General features: G+C 53.5%; 12 protein-coding genes and 8 pseudogenes. 16 read left to right on the plus strand and 4 right to left on the minus strand.

Annotated elements, in window-relative coordinates; all coding sequences use genetic code 11:
- Window positions 1-107: 107 nt before the first annotated feature.
- From ACPW75_RS21385 to ACPW75_RS21450, 14 genes and pseudogenes are all read left to right on the plus strand, one after another.
- The gene (locus tag ACPW75_RS21385) at window positions 108-3,188 is read left to right on the plus strand and encodes a glycosyltransferase (RefSeq protein ID WP_425904356.1); all 3,081 of its coding nucleotides are present in this window, start codon (window positions 108-110) and stop codon (window positions 3,186-3,188) included.
- Between the two features lie 505 nt (window positions 3,189-3,693).
- The gene (locus tag ACPW75_RS21390) at window positions 3,694-4,398 is read left to right on the plus strand and encodes a glycosyltransferase family 1 protein (RefSeq protein WP_232300660.1); all 705 of its coding nucleotides are present in this window, start codon (window positions 3,694-3,696) and stop codon (window positions 4,396-4,398) included.
- Window positions 4,365-5,156, plus strand: a pseudogene (locus tag ACPW75_RS21395) (sugar phosphate nucleotidyltransferase); the annotation flags it as partial. The gene ACPW75_RS21390 and the pseudogene ACPW75_RS21395, both read left to right, overlap by 34 nt.
- A 1-nt stretch (window position 5,157) precedes the next feature.
- Window positions 5,158-5,646: pseudogene (locus ACPW75_RS21400) on the plus strand (GDP-mannose 4,6-dehydratase); the annotation flags it as partial.
- Window positions 5,647-5,720: 74 nt separating this feature from the next.
- Window positions 5,721-6,661: pseudogene (locus ACPW75_RS21405) on the plus strand (IS3-like element ISAs20 family transposase); the annotation flags it as partial.
- Window positions 6,662-6,882: 221 nt separating this feature from the next.
- A complete protein-coding gene (istA, locus tag ACPW75_RS21410) occupies window positions 6,883-8,424 on the plus strand; it encodes an IS21-like element ISAs29 family transposase (RefSeq protein WP_001274811.1) in 1,542 nt (513 codons plus the stop codon).
- A 14-nt stretch (window positions 8,425-8,438) separates the two neighbouring features.
- A complete protein-coding gene (gene istB / locus ACPW75_RS21415; RefSeq protein ID WP_000194037.1) occupies window positions 8,439-9,194 on the plus strand; it encodes an IS21-like element ISAs29 family helper ATPase IstB in 756 nt (251 codons plus the stop codon).
- A 79-nt stretch (window positions 9,195-9,273) separates the two neighbouring features.
- Window positions 9,274-9,900, plus strand: a pseudogene (locus ACPW75_RS21420) (IS3-like element ISAs20 family transposase); the annotation flags it as partial.
- A 35-nt stretch (window positions 9,901-9,935) separates the two neighbouring features.
- Window positions 9,936-10,538 (plus strand): annotated as a pseudogene (locus tag ACPW75_RS21425) (GDP-mannose 4,6-dehydratase); the annotation flags it as partial.
- A complete protein-coding gene (rfbD, locus tag ACPW75_RS21430) occupies window positions 10,538-11,425 on the plus strand; it encodes a dTDP-4-dehydrorhamnose reductase (protein WP_042048223.1) in 888 nt (295 codons plus the stop codon). The pseudogene ACPW75_RS21425 and the gene rfbD, both read left to right, overlap by 1 nt.
- A gap of 112 nt (window positions 11,426-11,537) precedes the next feature.
- Window positions 11,538-12,416, plus strand: coding sequence for a glucose-1-phosphate thymidylyltransferase RfbA (rfbA, locus tag ACPW75_RS21435; protein ID WP_042048224.1), 879 nt, complete (start codon window positions 11,538-11,540; stop codon window positions 12,414-12,416).
- A 63-nt stretch (window positions 12,417-12,479) separates the two neighbouring features.
- Window positions 12,480-13,031, plus strand: coding sequence for a dTDP-4-dehydrorhamnose 3,5-epimerase (gene rfbC / locus ACPW75_RS21440; protein WP_042048225.1), 552 nt, complete (start codon window positions 12,480-12,482; stop codon window positions 13,029-13,031).
- 106 nt (window positions 13,032-13,137) lie between these two features.
- The gene (locus ACPW75_RS21445; RefSeq protein ID WP_042048226.1) at window positions 13,138-15,186 is read left to right on the plus strand and encodes a capsular polysaccharide biosynthesis protein; all 2,049 of its coding nucleotides are present in this window, start codon (window positions 13,138-13,140) and stop codon (window positions 15,184-15,186) included.
- Between the two features lie 7 nt (window positions 15,187-15,193).
- A complete protein-coding gene (locus ACPW75_RS21450) occupies window positions 15,194-16,378 on the plus strand; it encodes a capsular biosynthesis protein (protein WP_042048227.1) in 1,185 nt (394 codons plus the stop codon).
- Between the two features lie 91 nt (window positions 16,379-16,469).
- Here ACPW75_RS21450 and ACPW75_RS21455 read toward each other — a convergent pair whose 3' ends face one another.
- Entirely contained in the window at window positions 16,470-16,922 is a 453-nt protein-coding gene (locus ACPW75_RS21455) for a hypothetical protein (protein WP_425904357.1), read from the minus strand.
- Window positions 16,894-18,503, minus strand: a pseudogene (locus ACPW75_RS21460) (IS1634-like element ISAs25 family transposase). Before ACPW75_RS21460 ends, ACPW75_RS21455 begins: the two are co-directional and overlap by 29 nt.
- Before the next feature lie 350 nt (window positions 18,504-18,853).
- On the opposite strand from ACPW75_RS21460, the pseudogene ACPW75_RS21465 reads away from it, so the two are divergent.
- Both ACPW75_RS21465 and ACPW75_RS21470 read left to right on the plus strand, forming a co-directional pair.
- Window positions 18,854-19,995, plus strand: a pseudogene (locus ACPW75_RS21465) (IS4 family transposase).
- Window positions 19,996-20,085: 90 nt separating this feature from the next.
- Window positions 20,086-20,445 carry a transposase gene (locus tag ACPW75_RS21470; RefSeq protein WP_425904358.1) on the plus strand — a complete coding sequence of 120 codons (360 nt, stop codon included), beginning with the start codon at window positions 20,086-20,088 and terminating at the stop codon, window positions 20,443-20,445.
- A 181-nt stretch (window positions 20,446-20,626) separates the two neighbouring features.
- Here ACPW75_RS21470 and ACPW75_RS21475 read toward each other — a convergent pair.
- Both ACPW75_RS21475 and ACPW75_RS21480 read right to left on the minus strand, forming a co-directional pair.
- Window positions 20,627-20,880, minus strand: a pseudogene (locus ACPW75_RS21475) (IS701 family transposase); the annotation flags it as partial.
- A gap of 5 nt (window positions 20,881-20,885) precedes the next feature.
- On the minus strand, window positions 20,886-21,128 hold the full coding sequence (locus ACPW75_RS21480; protein ID WP_041997615.1) for a helix-turn-helix domain-containing protein: 243 nt from the start codon (window positions 21,126-21,128) through the stop codon (window positions 20,886-20,888).
- Window positions 21,129-21,141 lie beyond the last annotated feature (13 nt).

Raw genomic sequence — 21,141 nt, forward strand, 5'->3', positions numbered from 1 at the left:
ATAACGACCTTTCTGAATCATAAGCAGTAATATATCCCACCTTTTTAGCGCGTTATTAGCGCGTTAGTTGCACGGCTCAATACATCCGGCTTTTTCAGGTATACAGAATGATTTTAGGCATAGCGGCCATTTTTAAAAATGAACACCCCTATATTATTGAGTGGTTGGCCTTCCATCGCCTGATGGGGTTTGAGCGCTTTTACATTGCCGATAATGACAGTGAAGATGGTTCTTCTGAGCTGTTAACTGCGTTGCATGCAGCAGGGCTGATTACCCGAGTGCGCTTTACTACCCCAGCAGGTGGGGCGCCGCAATTGCCAGCCTATAACCTGCTGCTGGCAAAATTCGGAAATCAGGTTGATTGGCTGGCCTTTATCGATGCCGATGAATTTATTGTACCGACGCCGGGAGAGACGGTGCGGGAGAGACTCTTAGCCCTGAGTGACGATGCCAGGATTGGTGCCATTGGCATGAACTGGGCGGTGTTTGGCTCATCCGGCCAGCACAAGGCAGGGCCCGATTTGGTGACAGAGCGCTTTAGCCACAGAGCATTTCAGCATCAGGGGGTTAACCGGCATATTAAAACCATAGTGAGGCCGCGCAGTTGCCTGCGGATGAGCAATCCCCACAAAGCAGACCTGAGTGCGGGGGGATATGCCTACCCTAATGGCAAACAAATGGCCTTTGATCGTAAGCATCCAGAGGGCATGAGTCAGCAAGTTTGCTGGGAGGGCTTAAGGGTTAATCACTATGTGATTAAATCCTATGAAGAGTTCAAAACTCGTAAGCAGCCCCGGGGGCGTGCCACCACGAGCAGCCAGCGCCTCGACAGATTTTTTAAACAACATGACCTTAATGATGAGCGCTGCGACTGGCTTGAGCCTTGGTTGCCCTCACTGAATGAAGAAATAGGCAAAGTTCTTGATCTATTGGCCACTCGGGAGCGCAAGGCGATGGGCCTTAGCCGCCTGCAACGTGGCTGGCAAAAGTGGTGCAGCAAGCTTTACCCATCTCCGGTTTTTGAGCTGCAACCAGTCCGTGAACTGTATCGTGCTGCGGGGCTGTATCAGTGGCGTTCGGTCGGCGACGACCCGAGCTTCAGAGTAAAGCCGCTTGGGGGATTTCGCGCCGGTTGGTTTATGTTTTCGGTGCAGCTTAGCAGCACAGTGACGCGGATGGAGGCCAAGCTCTATGTAGACTATGGCAATGGCTTTGTTGAACAAGAGGCCATAGTGCTGCCATTGCAATCGGGGAAATTGAGCAAGCGGGCCGTCTATTTTGCCAGCAAGCCGCTGCGAATGCGTTTTGACCCGCTGGAACAAGCCTGTTTTTTAACGGTTAACCAAGTTTCCTTAAGTCGCTTGACTGCGGGGTATGCCCGTAAGCTGATGGTAAAAAAACTGTCTGGAAGGGGCATGACTGATTGCAAGCAGCAATCTGACACTGAGTTGTTGGCCCTTTACGGCAAGTGTTTTGAGTCAGCACAGCGAGGTATACCTTACAGTCAGTGGTTGGCGCTCTATGAGCCGCCCCCCTTACAACCCAAGCAAGTGACCACAGCCCTGGCATCACTGACGGTTAAACCACTGATTTCGTTAGTGATGGCGACATATAATATCAATGAGGACTTTTTGCGGTCAGCTATTGAGTCGGTCATTTGTCAGTCGTATCCTCATTGGGAACTGTGCATTGCCGATGATGCGTCTACTCAGGCACATATTCGGCCGTTGCTTGAGCAGTACAGCATGCAGGATAGCCGCATCAACGTTTGTTATCGGACGAGAAATGGTCATATTTCCGCCGCCAGTAACAGTGCCCTTGAGCTTGTCAGCGGAGCTTATATCGGGCTACTGGATCATGATGACTGTTTGGCGCCAGATGCTTTGTTATCAGTAGTGCAGGCGTTAAATGCCAAGCCGCATGCAAAGGTGCTCTACAGCGATGAAGACAAAATAGATGAGGCAGGGCAGCGTTTTAACCCTCATTTTAAATCTGCTTGGAATCGCGATCTCTTTTATTCCCACAATTATATTTGTCACTTTACAGTATTGGATACCACCCTGGCTCGCTCTGCCGGTGGCTTCCGAGAAGGTGTGGAAGGCAGCCAAGATTATGACCTGTTGTTGCGCTGCATTGCCAAGGTAAAGGATGAGGACATTGTGCATGTCCCAGCCATTTTGTATCACTGGCGTGCAATAGAAGGCTCAACCGCGTTAAGTGGCAGCGAAAAAAACTATACCCAGGAAGCCGGGCTTGCCGCGTTAACTCATTACTTTGCGCCCTCAGAGCAGGACATTCGGGTCAGTAAGCATGCCTTAAATAACTGTTTTCGTGTGCAATGGCCGATGCCGGAGCCCAGACCATTGGTAAGCATTATCATACCTACCCGTGATGGCTATGAACTGCTGAAACAATGTATTGATAGTATCTACAAGTTCACGGATTATTCGAATTTCGAACTGTTGGTGATGAATAACCAAAGCCAATGCCAAAAAACGCTGAGCTACTTTAAAACGTTGCGGAATCATAATCAGGCCCGGATTATTGACTTCGATGATGAGTTTAACTTCTCGGCAATCAACAACGCTGGGGTCGCCGCGGCCAAAGGCAGCATTGTTGCATTACTTAACAATGACATCGAGATTTTGGATGGCGGTTGGCTGGACGAGATGGTCAGTCAGGTCAGCCGCCCTGATATTGGTTGTGTTGGCGCCAAGCTGTATTACCCTGATGGGCGCATTCAGCATGGGGGGGTCATATTGGGTATTGGTGGTATTGCTGGCCACAGCCATAAATATTTTGGCAAGCATCACCACGGATATCACTCCCGGTTGAGTCTGGTGCAGAACTATTCTGCGGTAACCGCGGCTGCCTTGGTTGTGCGTAAAGCGGTATTTGAGCAAGTTGGTGGGCTGAATACTGAGCTTAAAGTTGCATTCAATGATGTGGATTTTTGCCTGAAAGTGCGTGAAGCCGGATACCGTAATCTTTGGACCCCTTTTGCTGAAATGATCCATCACGAGTCGGTGAGCAGAGGTTTTGAAGATACACCAGAAAAACAGCAGAGATTTAGCAGCGAAGTGAGATGGATGCAAAATCGATGGGGTGAACTGTTGCTGAGTGACCCTTATTATAACCCCAATCTGACCCTCACCCATGAAGACTTTTCATGGCGTACGAATGCATGAGAGAAACAAGCTAGACTCCAACGAGATGTTTATTATATGAAAAATAAAATGGGGCATCATTTGAATAATGACACATGTTATAATGTTAATTTTTTAACACATGAAAATTTTTCTTATCGATTTTGATTTTTTATGAGGTTGGAATGCCAATCATATTTAGCCATCCTATCTGAGTAATCTTTATATGGATGAGATAATTAGAAAAAAATTGTTTAAACCATATTTAAAGCTTAACAAGCAGAGTTATGGAAACCAGAGGGCTGTTACGCTAGATTGTCATAAGTTGTTTATCTTGCATGAAGGGAATTCCCCGACATTGGCCTATTTTGAATCGGCTATAACCGGGCGGTTTCCTGATGCAAGATGTCAATGCGTTGACATTCTTGTTTCCCCTGAAATATCTATTCCGGAAGGATCTGCCCTTGTCATTATTCGATTTATCTCTCCGAAGTGGCAACAGCACATAGAAAGATATATCGACAGATGCTCTCGGATAGTTTATTTCATGGATGATGATCTGTTTGATCCGACGGCTCTATCTACGTTACCGAAAGAGTATCGTACCAAGATAATAAGGCGGTCGGCGGCTCAACATCGATGGATCACACAGTATTGCGATGACATTTGGGTTTCAACTGCTTTTTTGGCTAAAAAGTATTCCCACCTTAACCCGGAAATGGTTTCCGCAAAACCATCGCCATTACTTCTTGAAAAAAGAAAACCAGTAAGAATCGCTTATCATGGTTCAAGCTCTCATCGGGAAGAGAAGTACTGGCTGCGGCAAATCGTCGAGGGGGTATTGGAAGCCTGCCCTAGTGCCAGCTTTGAAATTTTTGGCGAACATGATATCTATAAATATTATCGAGACCTGCCAAGAGTTTCAGTGTTGCATCCCATGAGTTGGCAAAATTATCTTGCATATACCAAGACCCATCAGTTGGATATCGGATTGGCACCGCTGCTTGACTCAGATTTTAATTTTGCTCGCGGCCCTGTAAAATTTTATGACTTTGTCAGAATGGGTGCTGTGGGTGTATATAGTAATCGTGCTCCCTATAAGGATTTTATCGAACAAAATATCAACGGTATTCTGTTGGAGAATGTTCCCCAGCGTTGGGTTGATGCAATAACATTATTGATTAATAAAGAAAAGAAACGAACTGAGCTAGCCAATAACGCGAAAATATATGCATATTCTTTAGCAAACTGATCACTATAACCCACTCTTCAAAAAATGCTATCGAAAACCATTTCGATACTTCGTTTGAACTGGAGGCGACACTCGAATCTCGCGTTAAACGAAAGCTGCTCGACGAGATACAGAATATTTGTCCGAAAAATGTGACCATCATGCATGTGCGTCAAGGAGAAGCCAAAGGATTGGGCCATGCCATTTTGTGTGCCTATCCGGTCATCGGTGACGAACCGTTCGCAGTTGTTTTACCCGATGTCATTCTGGATGAATATACTGCCGATCAACACACCGAAAATTTGGCTGCCATGTTGGTGCGTTACAAGTTGACTGGACAAAGCCAGGTAATGGTTGAGCCTGTGCCAAGAGCTGATACCGATAAATATGGGATAGCTGATTGCAATCAGGTCAAGTTGCAGCTAGGTCAGTCCGCACCCATTACCGGGTTGGTTGAAAAACCGGATATTGATGAAGCCCCCAGCAACCTGGCCGTTGTTGGTCGTTATGTGTTGAGCAATAATATCTGGCCCTTGCTCAAAAAGACGCCTCCTGGAGCTGGTAATGAGATCCAGTTGATCGACGCGATAGCCATGTTGATTGAGCAAGAAACTGTTGATGCATTCCATATGACAGGGCTGTCCCACGACTGTGGCAATAAGGCTGGTTATATGAAGGCCAATATTGCCTATGGTATGAGGCATCATGAAATTGGCCAGTTTGTGACTGACTATATCAACTCCCTGACCTCACAAAAAACCGAAAAGGCTAGTGTTTAATATGAAAATCCTCGTGACCGGCGGTGCCGGCTTTATCGGCTCTGCCGTGGTGCGCCATATCATCCGTGATACTCAGGATGCAGTCATCAATCTCGATAAACTTACCTATGCCGGCAATCTGGAATCCCTAGCCGATGTATCGACAAGCGAGCGTTATGTGTTTGAGCAGGTGGATATTTGCAACCGTGCCGAGCTGGATCGGGTGTTTGCCCTGCACCAGCCGGATGCCATGATGCATCTGGCTGCCGAGAGCCATGTTGACCGCTCCATCACAGGGCCGGCTGACTTTATCGAGACCAATATCGTCGGCACCTATATGTTGCTGGAAGCGGCTCGCGCTTACTGGAACGGTCTGGACGAGGTACGCAAGGCGGCCTTCCGCTTCCACCACATCTCCACAGACGAGGTATATGGTGATCTGCCCCATCCTGATGAAGTAGCGGTCGGTGAACCATTGCCGCTCTTTACCGAGACCACCCCCTACGCCCCCCCCGGTGTCAGAATAGTTGTCGCCTAATCTGAATAATCTAAATGTGAAGACCGGGGGCGGATAAAGAGTGTCGAATGGCTCGTTATTCAAGTGAGCGCAAGGCTGCTTTGCTCAAGAAGCTGCTGCCGCCCATCAATATGTCGGTGGCCGAGTTGGCTCGGCAGGAAAACATCAGCGAGGTCACTCTGTATAATTGGCGCAAACACGCCAAAGACGGAGGGTCTCCTGTGCCCGGGGACAACAAACTGACCGATGAATGGCCCGCCGAGGCCAAGTTCGCCGTCGTGCTGGAAACCGCTGCGCTTTCCGAGATTGAACTCAGTGAGTACTGCCGCCGTAAGGGTCTCTATCCCGAGCAAGTCCAGCAATGGCGCCAAGCCTGTATTCTGGGCCAGCAATCCGCTCGTACCTTACAACAGGCGGAGAAGGCACAGGCCAAAGCGGACAAGAAGCGTATCCGGCAACTGGAGCAAGAGCTGCGGCGCAAAGACAAGGCCCTGGCCGAGGCGGCAGCTCTGCTGATATTGCAAAAAAAGCTCGATGCCTACTGGAGCAACGTCGACGAGGACAACTGACCTCGTTGCCAGAGCGGCAGCAATACGTTGCATGGTGGCGCGAAGCGCTTGAAGCTGGCGCCCGCAAGCATCCTGCGGCCGAGGTGTTGGGGCTGAGTCTGCGCACGCTCCAGCGCTGGTTGGCCGGGCCTGAGCTGAGTGCCGATAGGCGACCGGATGCGGTTCGTTCCATACCTGCTCATGCATTGAGCCCAGAGGAGCGGCAGGCCGTGCTGGACGTCTGCAATAGCCAGGAGTTCGCCTCGTTGCCGCCGAGTCAAATTGTGCCACGGCTGGCCGACCAGGGGCGCTACTTGGCCAGTGAGTCGAGCTTCTATCGCATCTTGCGGGCGGCTGACCAGCAGCACAGGCGTGGCCGTAGCCAGCCACCGCGTCATGTGCCGGTACCAACCAGCCATACCGCGACTGGGCCCAATCAAGTGTGGTCCTGGGATATCACCTGCATATTCCGGCCGATCATGAACACCAATTCCGATTCAACGTGAACACCATTTCCGGACCAATGTGAACGCTCATTCCGGTTCAACCTGAACACTTCGCCCCTCCTTTCCGGAAACAGTGTTCAACATCCCGGAATCACTGTTCACATTCACCGGAATCATCCTTAACGCATTGATTTAACAACCTTTGATACGCTCTCCCTTTTGCCAGGGAAGAGCCTATGTCTGCCAAGAGGATTGCAATGCGTAAAATTCGTGAAGTACTGCGACTGCGGCTGGAAGCTGACCTCTCTGTTCGCCAAATCAGTATCTGTACCAAGGTCAGTGTCGGCTCCATCCAGAAACTCCTCAAAAGTGCCCAGGCGCTCGGCCTTACCTGGCCCTTACCTACCGAGCTTGATGATGGCCGACTGGCTGCCCTGTTCTATCCGCAGGCCGATACCACCATCTCGGCCCGCCATGTTGTGCCGGATTGGCCCTCTGTCCATCAGGAGCTCAAGCGCAAGGGGGTCTCCAAACAGCTGCTCTGGGAGGAGTACACCCAGCGCTATCCCAATAGCTGTTACAGCTACTCCCAGTTCTGTGACCGTTACAAGTCCTGGTGTCAGTTGCAAAAGCGCTCCATGCGCCAGATCCACAAGGCGGGGGAAAAGCTCTTTATCGACTACTGCGGGCCCACGGTGCCCATCGTGTCGCCGACTACGGGTGAGGTCCGTCAGGCACAAGTCTTTGTCGCCGTGCTCGGTGCGTCCAACTACACCTTTGCCGAGGCCACCTGGTCACAGTCACTGCCGGACTGGCTGCAAAGCCATGTCCGTGCCTTTGAGTTTTTCGGCGGGACACCGGCACTGCTGATCCCCGACAACCTCAAGAGCGGTGTCAGCAAGGCTTGCCGATACGATCCCGAGCTCAACCCCAGCTACCAGCAGTTGGCCGAGCACTATCAGGTGGCGGTGATGCCAGCTCGTCCTTACAAGCCCAAGGACAAGGCCAAGGCGGAGGTGGGTGTGCAGATCGTCGAGCGCTGGATCCTGGCCCGTCTACGCCATCAGACCTTCTTCTCGCTTGCCGAACTCAACCAGTGCATCCGTGCCTTGCTGAACGAACTCAACGAGCGTCCGTTCAAGCAACTGCCCGGTAACCGACGTGACGCATTTGAGCAGTTGGACCGCCCGGCACTGGGACCACTGCCGGTGCATCCCTATCGCTATGTCGCCATCAAAACGGTCAAGGTCAACATCGACTATCACGTCAGTTATGAGCAGCACCATTACTCGGTGCCACACCAGTATGTGGGTCAGCAACTGGAGCTCCATGCAGGCGACACACTGCTTCAGGTCTATCACCAGCAACAGCTGGTCGCGAGCCATCCACGTAAAACCATCCCGGGGATGAGCACGCTCCCTGAGCACATGCCGGAACGTCACAGCAAGCAGCAACGCTGGACCCCAGGGCGTCTTAAACAGTGGGCTGCTGACATCGGACCGAGCACCTTGTGCTGGGTTAGCGAACGGTTGGAAGAGAAAGCCCATGCCGAGCAGGCATACCGACTCTGCCTGGGGCTGCTGAGTCTTAGCCGGGAGTATCCGCCATCACGGGTTGAAGCCTGTTGCCAGTTGGCCAACCGGGAAGGTCTGGTGCGACTCAAACAGCTCAAGTCGGTGCTGACCAGTGGCCGCGACCAACTGCCCGCAAGCCCGCTGAGCTACCCAGAGTTACCGCAAGAGCACGAGAACATCCGTGGCCCCCAGAGCTTCCACTAAAGAGGATACGTCCCATGACCCAACAAACGCTGACCCGCTTGAGACACCTGAAACTGACCGGCATGGCGGATGCCGTGCAACAACAACTGGAACAGGCAAGTACCTACGAAGGGCTGCCCTTCATCGAGCGGCTAAGCCTGCTGGTCGAACACGAACAACTGAGCCGGGAGCAGCGTAAACAAGCTCGGCTGGTCAAGCAGGCGAGGCTCAAACTCCAGGCCACGGTGCAAGAGGTGGACTACCAGTCTGCACGCAACCTGGAGCGGTCACAGGTGGCAAACCTGGCCCAAGGAGAGTGGCTGCGCCGGGGCCAGAACCTGCTCATTACCGGCCCCTGTGGCTGCGGAAAAACCTACCTAGCCTGTGCGCTGGGCTACCAAGCCTGTCAGCAGGGGCACAGCACTCGTTACTACCGGCTGCCGCGTCTGCTACTTGAGCTGAGCCAGGCCAAGGTAGATGGCAGTTACGCCAGACTGCTGGGTCAACTGGCAAGGATAGAGCTGCTGATCCTGGATGACTGGGGACTGGAAGCGGTGAATGCCGAGCAGCGCAACGCCCTGCTGGAGATCATGGATGATCGGTACGGGAAATACTCGACGGTCGTGGTCAGTCAGCTGCCAACGGAAGAGTGGTACGCGAGCTTGGGGGACAACACTCTGGCAGATGCGATCCTGGACCGGCTGATGCACAACGCTCACCGGCTGTCACTGAAGGGAGAATCGATGAGAAAGAGGAGAAGTGAGTTGACCCAATCTGAACACTCGAGTTAGAAACGGGGTGACGTGAGCGCGTTAAGGATCAGGGTGTTCACGTTGGCCGGAATGGCTGTTCAACTTCGCCGGAATACGCATCACCTACTTGCCGTCACTCGTGCGCGGCCAGTATTACTACCTCTATCTGATAGAGGACATCTACAGCCGCAAAGGGGTGGGCTGGGAAGTGCATGAGCAAGAGTGCGGTGAACGGGCGGCGGCGTTGCTGCAACGGAGCATCATCCGCGAGCAGTGCTGGAAGCAGCCGCTGGTCTTGCACTCGGACAACGGCGCGCCAATGAAGTCAGTCACGCTGCTGACCAAGATGCATGACCTGGGTGTCACGCCCTCGCGGGGACGGCCTCGGGTCAGCAACGATAATCCGTACTCGGAGTCATTGTTCAGGACGCTGAAGTACTGTCCGCAGTGGCCATCAGACGGCTTTGCCAGTCTGGAAGCGGCCAGGGAGTGGGTGCGCGACTTTATGGCCTGGTATAACGAAGAGCACCGGCATAGCCGTATCCGCTTCGTCACACCCAACGAGCGGCATCGGGGTGACGATAAAGCCCTGCTGGCGAAACGGGATGCTGTGTACCAGGCCGCCCGAGCACAACACCCAGCGAGGTGGAGTGGCAAGACGCGAGACTGGACACCTATCGGTGCCGTGATGCTAAATCCGGAGCGGCCCGAGAAACCCGAGCCGGAGCAAAAAGAGGCTGCTTAAAACAGCTTTGCGCGACAACTATCTTGAAAAACGCCGCCCCCAGCAGCCCCTATTCCGCCTCCAAGGCTTCCAGCGACCATCTGGTGCGCGCCTGGCGCCGTACTTACGGCCTGCCGACCATCGTCACCAACTGCTCCAACAACTACGGCCCGTACCACTTCCCCGAGAAGCTGATCCCGCTGGTCATTCTTAACGCGTTGGATGGCAAGCCGTTACCTGTCTATGGCAAAGGCGACCAGATCCGTGACTGGCTCTATGTGGAAGACCACGCGCGCGCGCTTTACAAGGTGGTGACCACGGGCGTGGTCGGGGAGACCTACAACATCGGCGGTCATAACGAGAAGCAGAATCTGGAGGTGGTACACACCATCTGCGATCTGCTGGACGAGATGGTGCCGAAAGCGAGCTCTTACCGCGATCAAATCACCTATGTAGCGGATCGTCCCGGTCACGATCGCCGCTATGCCATCGATGCCAGCAAAATGAGCGCGGAGTTGGATTGGCAACCGCAAGAAACTTTCGAGTCGGGCATTCGCAAAACTGTGCAGTGGTATCTGGATAACCAGCAGTGGGTGAATAACGTCAAGAGCGGTGCCTACCAGTCCTGGATTGAACAGAATTACGGGGAGCGTACCTGATGCATATTCTGCTGTTTGGCAAAAACGGCCAGGTAGGCTGGGAGCTGCAACGCGCACTGGCGCCGCTGGGGCGCATCACTGCCGTTGATTTTGACTCCACCGATTATTGCGGCGATTTCAGCAACCCAGCAGGGGTGGCCGAAACGGTACGTCTGGTCAAGCCGGACGTGATTGTCAACGCCGCAGCCCACACCGCAGTCGACAAGGCCGAAAGCGAGCGGGAGTTTGCCGAGCTGCTCAACGCGACCAGCGTGGCAGCGATTGCCAAAGAAGCGGAAGTATTGGGTGCCTGGTTGGTGCATTACTCCACCGACTATGTGTTCGATGGCAGCGGTGAGCGCCCCTGGGTGGAAACCGATGCAACGGCACCGCTCAACGTCTACGGCGAAACCAAGCTGGCGGGTGAGCAAGGGGCCGCGCTGTGTTCCCGTCACCTGATCTTCCGCACCAGCTGGGTTTACGCCGCCCGCGGCGCCAACTTTGCCAAGACCATGCTGCGTTTTGGCAAAGAGCGTAGCGAGATGTCAGTCATCAATGACCAGTTCGGCGCCCCGACCGGAGCCGAGTTACTGGCCGATTGTACCGCTCATGCGATCCGCGTGGCGCAGAGCAAACCCGAGGTCGCCGGGCTCTACCATCTGATTGCCTCCGGTACGACTACCTGGTTTGACTACGCCCAGCTGGTGTTTGCCAAAGCCAGAGAAGCCGGGGTTGAACTGGCGGTGACGCAACTTAATGGGGTGCCTACCAGCGCTTTCCCGACTCCGGCCAAACGCCCCCATAACTCCCGCCTAGATACCGGCAAATTCCAGCGCACCTTCGATCTGGTGCTGCCGGAGTGGACAGTCGGTGTGGAGCGGATGTTGACCGAGATCCTCGGTAAGTAAATCACTGGCCAGGGATGTAGTGACTGCCTCCCTGGCTGGCAGGGATAAAACAGAAAGGCGTGGCCACAAGCCATCCTTTTCTTTTGCAATTTAAAAATAAGAAACAAGCATCATGACCAAACGTAAAGGCATTATTCTGGCCGGTGGCTCTGGCACCCGTCTCTATCCTGTGACCATGGCGGTGAGCAAGCAGCTGCTGCCCATCTATGACAAGCCGATGATCTACTATCCGCTCAGCACCCTGATGCTGGCCGGGATTAGCGATATTTTGATCATCAGCACGCCGCAAGATACCCCCCGTTTTGAGCAATTGCTGGGTGATGGCAGCCAGTGGGGTCTGAATTTGCAGTACAAGGTGCAGCCAAGTCCGGACGGGTTGGCACAAGCCTTTATTCTGGGTGAAGAGTTTATCGGGTCAGACCCCTGTGCGCTGGTGCTGGGGGACAACATTTTCTACGGCCACGACCTGCAGAAACAGTTGGAAGCCGCAGCGGCCAAAGAGAGTGGCGCTACCGTCTTTGCCTACCATGTGCATGACCCCGAGCGTTATGGGGTAGTGGAATTTGATAAAGAGGGTACCGTTATCTCTCTGGAAGAGAAGCCACTGGAGCCCAAGAGCAACTATGCGGTGACCGGCCTCTACTTCTACGACAACAGCGTGGTGGAGATCGCCAAGAGCCTGAAGCCGTCGCCCCGTGGTGAGCTGGAAATTACTGATGTGAACCGCATCTATCTGGAGCAAGGCAATCTGTCGGTGGCCATGATGGGCCGTGGTTATGCCTGGCTGGATACCGGTACCCATGAAAGTCTGATCGAAGCGAGCAACTTTATTCAGACCATCGAGACTCGCCAAGGGTTGAAAGTGGCCTGTCCGGAAGAGATCGCCTATCGCCAGAAGTTTATTACTACCGAGCAGGTTCGTGATCTCGCCGCTCCGTTGGCAAAGAATGCTTATGGTAAATATTTGTTAAAGATGGTCGGCAAAGCCTGATGTGATATAGGGGGGAGGGAAGATGCTTCCCCCATAAAAATTGGATCAAATGTGGATAGACAGATGAATGTAATTAAGACAGCGATTCCTGACGTGCTTATTTTTGAGCCAAAAGTATTTGGTGATGAGCGTGGTTTTTTCTTTGAGAGTTTCAACCACAAGTTGTTTGAAGAGGCCGTCGGATATCAGGTTAACTTTGTGCAGGATAATCACTCCAAATCGTCGAAAGGGGTATTGCGTGGCTTGCATTATCAATTGCCTCCCCATGCCCAGGGCAAGCTGGTGCGTTGTGTGGCGGGTGAAGTGTTTGATGTCGCCGTCGATATTCGTAAAAGCTCACCGACCTTCGGGCAATGGGTTGGGGTTCACTTGTCAGGTGAAAACAAGCGACAGTTGTGGATCCCGGAAGGGTTTGCCCATGGTTTTGTCACACTGACAGAAACGGCCGAGTTTTTATATAAGACAACCAATTACTATGCACCAGTGAGCGATAGAGGTATTGCATGGAATGATGCCTCGATTGGTATTAAATGGCCCGAATTAAACGCGGACATCCTTACCTCTGTAAAAGATAGTACTGCCAAGTCATTAGAGACCGCAGATCTGTTTATCTAAATTACACTCCCTGCACTACGGCAGGGAGTCTTTAGTTCGCTGAGATGATATGGCTTTATATACGGGTTCGAAAGGCATTTTTGCTAGAAAAAACAGTATTGAACCTATGCTTGGTTGCCCATTACGTCATATGGAAGGGGTTGTCTCTTTTTCTGAAAATGATGTTTTAGTTGGTTGGGGCCAAAAAGCCAATACCAAGCAGATTAAGCAGAAGGCACAAGCGTTAGGATTGCCCTATTGGCAGCTGGAAGATGGCTTTATCGGTTATATAGGCCATCCCGCCAGAGGGGGCAAGGCGGTCTCGTTGATCGCCGATCCGGTGGGGATCTATTACGATGCCCGCCAGCCCAGCCAGCTTGAGCAATTGATTGCCACCCCGTGCGAGCCACAGATGTTGGCACGGGCCGAGCGACTGATCGATGAGCTGGTACGCCTCGGGATCACCAAATATAACTGTTATGCCACTGCCCCCGGCCAGTCGATTGCCAGCGGCAGCGTGACCGCCCTCTCTGCTGTCGGGGACTATGGCGGCTTGCCATCAGGGCTTGCCACTCGTCTGCAGCAGAGCGCCAAACCCAGGATCCTGCTGGTCGATCAGGTAGCAGGGGATCTCTCCATTCCGGGCGCCCTGGCCAGTGAAGCAGATTTTGTGGCGATGGTGGAGGCTGCCCGCCGCAATCATCCCGATGCGCGCCTGTTGCTGCGCACCCATCCTGACACTCGTTTTAACAATATGCGCCTTGGCAAGAAGCGTGGGGTGTTGGCCCGTCTGAACCTGGATGATGTGGAGATGGTGGCCGATCACTGCCATCCCCATGCGCTGCTCAATGTGGTGGATGCTGTCTATACGGTGTCATCCCAGCTTGGTTTTGAGGGCCTGTTGCTTGGCAAGCCGGTCTATTGCTTCGGTATGCCGTTTTATGCCGGTTGGGGGCTGACCCATGACAGCAAGCAGTGTGAACGGCGCAACGTAAAAGTGTCGCTCGCCCAGCTGGTCGCGGCAGCCTTGATCCGCTATCCCCGCTATCTCGACCCTGTGCTGGGCCAGCGTTGCGAGGTAGAGGAGGTGATCGCCATTATTGCCAATCAGCGCCGCCCCGCGCCGCGCTGGCGCCGACTCTATCTGGTGGGGTTCTCTTTGTGGAAGCGGGCATTTATGCAGGCGTTTTGCCAGCATTTGGCCGATGAGCTGCGCTTTGTGCGCAAGCCACCCAAGCGGCTGACCGGTGACGAGCAGATATTGGTGTGGGGTAGCCGCCACCCCGATCTCGCCTCTGCAATCCGGGTCGAGGATGGCTTTATTCGCTCGAGGGGACTGGGCTCCAATCTCTGTCGTCCCTCCTCTTTGTCACTGGACCCGGTCGGGATCTATTTCGACAGTCGCACTCCCAGCGGGCTGGAACAGTTACTCAACTATCAGGAGTTGACAGAGGCGGAGGTCAAGCGCGGGGATGCGCTGCTCGCCTTGCTACGGGAACACAGGGTCAGCAAATACAATGTGGGCGAGCAGCAGCACTACACCAGGCCCGATGATGGTCGTGAGCTGGTGCTGGTGGTGGGTCAGGTGGATGGCGATGCCTCTATCCTGACCGGGAGCCCCCATATTCGCAGCAACGAGCAGTTGCTGTGGGCGGTGCGAGCGGCCAAACCCGACGCTCATATTCTCTACAAGCCACACCCTGATGTGGTGGCGGGCAATCGTGGTGGGGCGATTTCAGCGGCCTGTCTGGCGGAGTGTGTCGATAGCCAGGTGCTGGATATTGGGCTCACCAGCCTCTATCCCCATGTGGATGAGCTGCATACCATGACCTCGCTCAGTGGCTTCGAGGCGCTGGTGCAGGGGGTCAAGGTGACGACCTGGGGCCAACCCTTCTACAGTGGCTGGGGGTTGACCACGGATGCCAATCCCCCTGCTCGTCGTCAACGTAGTCTGCCGCTGGCGGCGCTGGTCTATCTGACGCTGGTTGCCTATCCGCTCTATCTCGATTGGCAGACCGGGCTCTGGATAAGTCCGGAGCAGTTGATCCACCAGCTGGCGAAGCAGGGACACTCATCGGCCCACAAAGCGAGCCGCTGGCAACGCTGGCAGCTCAAGCTCGGTTACTTGTTCCAGACGCTGATGCAGCGCCCCTCTCTCTCCCCGTTTTTGAGATAAGTCGTCAATGAAGATTTTGTTACTGCAAGGCCCGCTTGGCCCCTTTTTTCAGACATTGAGTCGGCAATTAACGACGGCAGGCCACAGGGTAACCAAAGTGCATTTCAATGGCGGCGATGCCAGTTGGTCTTGTGCCGGTGATAATCTCAGTTTTACCGCCCCCCCCGCACACTGGCGCAACTTTCTGCGTCGTTTGCTGAAGCAACGCAAGATCGACGCCGTGGTTTGCTATGGTGACTGTCGTTATTACCATAAGGTGGCCAAGACACTGTGCAATCAGCGACGCATTCGTTTCTGGGCAATGGAAGAGGGATATCTGAGGCCCGATTTCATCACTCTCGAGTGCGGGGGGGTCAATGCTCATAGTCCCTGGTATGAGCGGCGGGCCGAATTAGCCGAGCGCGAGTGGCCAGCCCCTTTTGAGGCGCCGCTCACCGTCGGGCCGACCATGGGGTGCCGTGCGCGTTTTGCCATGCGCTATTACCTTAACAAAGCCCTACACCATCGACGTTACCGTCACTACCAGCATCATCGTCCCTGGAGTTTTTTTGAAGAGCTCTGGGGCTGGGTAGCAGGAGCGGTCGTCAAACAGTGGCATCACATGACCGATCTGCGGTTAAGCAACAGTTTGGCGACCCATCGTGGTCATCTCTTTTTTGTGCCGTTGCAAGTAACAGAGGATTTTCAGATCCGCGAACACTCTAATCTAAGCGGAGTGGAAGAGATGGTGGCGGAGGTGATCAACTCTTTCGCTAAATATGCCAAACCGCAGGATGTGCTGTTGTTCAAACACCACCCCATGGATCGCGGTTTTGTGCACTATCGCGCGCAGATCCATCGCTTGGTCAATTTGCTGGGTTTGGAAGGACGGGTGTTTTATGGCTATGAACTGCCATTGCCGGCACTCTACCCCCTGCTCAAAGGGGTGATCACCATCAACAGCACAGTGGGATTATCGGCCTTATTGCACAAGGTGCCGACCTTCTGCATGGGGCGAGCGCTCTACGATCTGCCAGGGCTCACGACACAGGGTGATTTAGATCACTTTTGGCGCAGGCAAGACCCCGTTTGTGAAGACCGATTTCAGCGTTTTCGCCAATCGCTATTACATTTGACTCAACTCAATGCGAGCTATTATCGACATTTTGAGCACAGTGCTAAATTGGTGGCGTTCAACATCACAAAAATATAATCAAGCCTGTTTTTCTTGAATAAAAACTCGCAAATCGTTTGCTTTTTTAAATAAGAATTCCCCGGCAAAGCTGGGGGATTACCTAATTTATTTAAAACTGCCTGCGAAGCGTAAAGCTGGTAACAGTGCTATGTTTTTTTCCCGGCACAATATCTGTCTTCGGCGCATAACCAATCTCGAGAGAAAGACGATTATAAGCGATGATGCCATATGGCAGCATCGCAAAACCATCCACACCGGAACCATTGAGATAACCTGCCATCAGGCCAAGTCCCGCTTGCCAATCGCTATACACATTCCACAGCTTCCGGTAGTTAGCTCCCGCATAGGTGGCTGTATCTGAATAGGAATCGCGATAAATCCCCCCCCGTAGCGATAAAGTACCGCTATCATGATTACCAAGTACTGACCACTCCAAACCAAGCCCAGGGTTGTAATTTTCAAAATCGCAGGTTTTGGCCTTGGGGCCATTCCCCTCGTCGCAATTACTATGAATCCGACATTCCGCACCTGATTTAGGAATAAATTTGCCGATAGCGCTCACCCAATACCTCCAAAATGATCTGCTGGTCTCCTGTTAGCTCCGTTACTTGTGGCGGAGCTTCTCCCAGTCGATATTCATGGATGCCACCAAAGCGCAAAAAGATCCAACGGGCCGTCGGCTGCTGGGTCGGTTTCTTTTTCATATCCGCCACACTGCGATTCTGCTCCACTAATCCCTGCCGGATCCGGTGCTCCAACGCTGCGTAAATCATCAGGCTACAGGTCATCACCATGAGCAACGCTTCAATCCGCTCCGGCTTTTTCAGGTACAGTGAGGAGGTTAAAAACTCCGGGCTCTTGAGAAAACGAAAGCCCCGTTCGACATTCTGCTGCGCTTTATAGGTGGCCAAAAGTTCGGCCATGGTCAGCGTATCGCTGTGGTCATTGGTCGCCAGGATGAACACCCCGGTCTGGTTGCGGGCCTCTTCAACACAAGCCAGGCTAGTTGCCGCCAACCCAGTGATTTGAAACTGATGGCCAATTGGCTCTTCGCCACGCTTGGGTCTGCCACGTCCTGTATAAACGGGTTCACCTACCACTTCGGCATCCAGTTGCAGCAGCATCAAGCTGGCGGTAAAACAGCTCAACTCAGCTTGGGCATCCGCCTCACAAGCAAAGCGTCGGGCACACAATTTGGCGAAGGCTTTGAGCTCGCGGGTACTGTCTTTGAGCAGGTTTTTGGCCAATGTCTGCTGCTCGCGGTGGCTGGCTTGTTCGCTGCGCACCAGCAACCAACGTTGCGCGACCCCGGCATAATTCGCGTGTTGCCAACGGCCATGATAGCCATTGCCCAGAGCGGTCAGCGGTTGTGCACCTATGGTTGCCACGGCCTGCTTTGCCTCATTGAGAGTGACGGGCACCCGGGTCACAAATAGTTGCTGCTGTTGCGCCAGTAATTGCAAGGTATCGGCGCAGTACAGTGCGGCATCGCCGACCAGATAACGGCACTCCTGCGCGGCCTTGAGACTGCTCAAATGGCGACGAACGGTCTGGGCAAAGGCTTTGGTGTCATTACTATTGCCGCTCAGGGCCTGCATATAGACAGGTAGGCCAGCCTGATTTTCACAGATGAGCTCAAGGATCACTTGATTCAGCTCTGGCCGGTGATCACGACTATAACCACGCACCAGTTTGCAGCGACCAGATCCCCATCGGCACAGTCATAGGCGCCATCGACGTGGAAGCTGGTAATATCGAGGTGCACTGCGGTGCTTTTGAGCCCCAGCCGCTCGACAACTTGCGCCGCCATCACCTGATACAAGGCGCTGACATCGGCCTCAAAGAGGGCATCGAGACAGCGACCGAGCACATCATCATTGAGGTCATCAGCACAGATCCCGGGGCCAATCAGGCGCTCAACCGGCTTGTTAGCGAAGAATTGCGGGAACATGTGCAGGGTGCTGCTGTGAAAGCCGAGGCCGTTCACTATCATGGCGACCAAGGCTTCACCATGTGAGACCTTGAAAGGCGGGGTTTTGGGGAGCAAGGCATCGATCATGCGGGCAATGCCCAGTTCCTGGCAGAGTGCGGCGACCAAACCAAGGTGATCGAGGTTACGGATCGAGATAGCGGGTGCGGCCATGATGATCTACCTGCAAAAGAGAGTAATAGATCAGAACGGCCGATCGCCGTCAAGCACTGAAAATAGCAAAATCAGGTGCGGAATGACGGATGAATTGATAAGCCGTGCACAATTAACGCATAATTATCTTGTGAAAATGCAGGAGGTGTTAATATCGTAACTGCAGGGATGATCAAATATTTTAATTTGCGCATTTTGCCTTCCCCATTAAAACAGCTAAAACATGAGACACTGGTTTTATGACGACTTAACCTTAGACCCTTAACCATCCCCTCATAAGCGCCAGGCGCCGCGCGGCTTTTGAGGTATGATCTCCGTTTTTGACCAGCCAATAGCTTGCGACGGACCTCATGCTTAATCACGAAATGATCCTCAACCACATCGATGACATCTTTGGTCAGGACATGCACGCCAAGCGTGTCCTTTCCCTTGCCAATGCCACCCTCGGGGTCATCGAATCGGGCTCACTGGCCATTCACGCCATTGGCAATGGCCTCTCCTTGGCCAACGGTCTGGAACGCAAGCACGCCGTGAAACAGGTAGATCGCCTGCTCACCAACACCAAGCTCAACGTCTGGAGTCTCTTCGACGATTGGGTGCCCTATGTGGTCGGTGAACGCACCGAAATCGTGGTCTCCATGGACTGGACCGAGTTCGATGCCGATGACCACAGCACCCTGGTCATCAGCCTGCAAACCAGCCACGGACGCAACACCCCGTTGCTGTGGAAGACGCACCGCAAATCCCTGCTCAAGGGGCAACGCAATGCCCACGAGAGGGAGCTGTTGACCAAGCTCAAGCAGTCGCTGCCAGAGGGCTCTTTGTGACGGTCGTCGCCGACCGTGGCTTTGGTTATATGGAGCTGTTTGAACGACTTGAGCAAGAGCTTGGTTTTGCCTATGTCATTCGTTTCAAAGGAAATATCCTCGTTGGTTATCCCGGCGAGGAGCAGGTTCCCGCCAGCGACTGGCTGACCCCGACCGGACGCACCCGCACGCTCAAAGAGGTGGAGCTGACCGGGCAACGACAGCGTGTCGAGCGGGTCTATTGCTGCCAGAAGAGCGGCATGAAGGAGCCCTGGTTTCTGGCCAGCAACCGGGTCGACGTGAGCGCCGCCAAGGCGCTGCAACTGTACGGCCAACGCTGGGGCATCGAAACCAGTTTTCGCGACATCAAGGACTACAAATTCGGCATGGGCATGGGGGAAGTGCATATCAGCAATCCGGCCCGCCGAGACCGACTGTTTCTGTTCAGCGCGCTGGCCATCGTCTTGCTGACCCTGCTGGGTAAGGCCGGGGACAGCGCCGGGCTGGAAAGAACCATCAAGGTCAACACCAGCAAGACCCGAACCTATTCGTTCTTCCGGCAAGGGGTTATCTATTACCAACTGCTGCCAAAGATGAAAGAGGCCAATGCGGCCCTGCTGATGGAAAAGTTTGTCTACCTACTGAAGCAACACCGTTTATACACCCGCACGCTTGGAATTATTTGAGTCTCGAAAAATGAGGGGATCTCTAAGCCTTAGACCAGTTAGCGCGGAAAATGTTAACGGCTTGTTGTTTTTTTTGTGCCGCCAGATTCAGTGACACAGTTTTGCTGGACAAGAGTTACCCACCAGATAGAGCCAGCGCTACAACCCTTGCTAGCGCGAGGGAGCATCCTGTGCAGCGATGGCAATCAGAGTTACATCAAGGTGGCGGAGATGGGCGCGGGAATTATTCATAAGCGCTTGATAGTCAAAGAACATCACCGTGTGGAAGATGATGTGTTCCGCATCCAGACACTGAACAACTATGTCAACCGCTGGCGCGGCTGGATGTTAAAATTCCACGGGGTCGGGACGGCCTATCTGGCCAATTACTTGGCATGGTTCAGGACGGTAGAGCAAGAGCCAAACACGATCCGTTCATGGCTGCAGGCTGGGCGTCAAATGACTCACTAACGCGTGGCGGGAACAGCGCCACAAGAAGCGGGGCATCAAGCCAGCGATATACGACTCCATCATCAACAAGACGCCTCTGTTGTCATTTCGCACCAACCGCATCATCGGCGGCGTGGCCGAGATGGTGGTCACATCATGATCGACAAGAATGTCTAACCGCGTATTCAGATAATAACTGAAGTTACGCATTCGCCCTGAGCACCCGCAATTCGTCAAACGCTATTCGGGTGGCTTTGAGATAGAGATTGGCGCGCAGAGCAAAGTGGTTGAGCTTGGTGCGGATTTTCAGGGCCTCCAGCTTGGTCACCGCCACTACAAAGCAAGCAGGTGGTTGGCTTGCGTGCGAACCCCATGGGCTGGCGATTTGGCAAAGGCAGCATTGGATTTCAATGATTTGTGAATCACTTCGACTTGCCACCGTTTCTGGTAGGTCGTCCAGCTCACTCCCCCGCAGGACTGTCCTCCTCCTCGACATACCTCAACAACTCTCCAGGCTGGCATCCAAAATATTTACACAACGCATTGATTGTATCGGTATTGGTGACATTACCAGGCACGTTGGCGATCCGGGTCAGGGTTGCCCGGCTGATCCCTGTTTTTTCGCTCACTTCAGAGAGAGTTATGCGGCGCTTTTCTTGGAACGATTTTTCGTCAAGTAGCTTGATGAGCAGGATCCTAATCATGACTTATCCATAG

Source organism: Aeromonas sp. FL131, assembly GCF_049860615.1.
In the GTDB taxonomy this organism is placed as follows: domain Bacteria; phylum Pseudomonadota; class Gammaproteobacteria; order Enterobacterales; family Aeromonadaceae; genus Aeromonas; species Aeromonas hydrophila.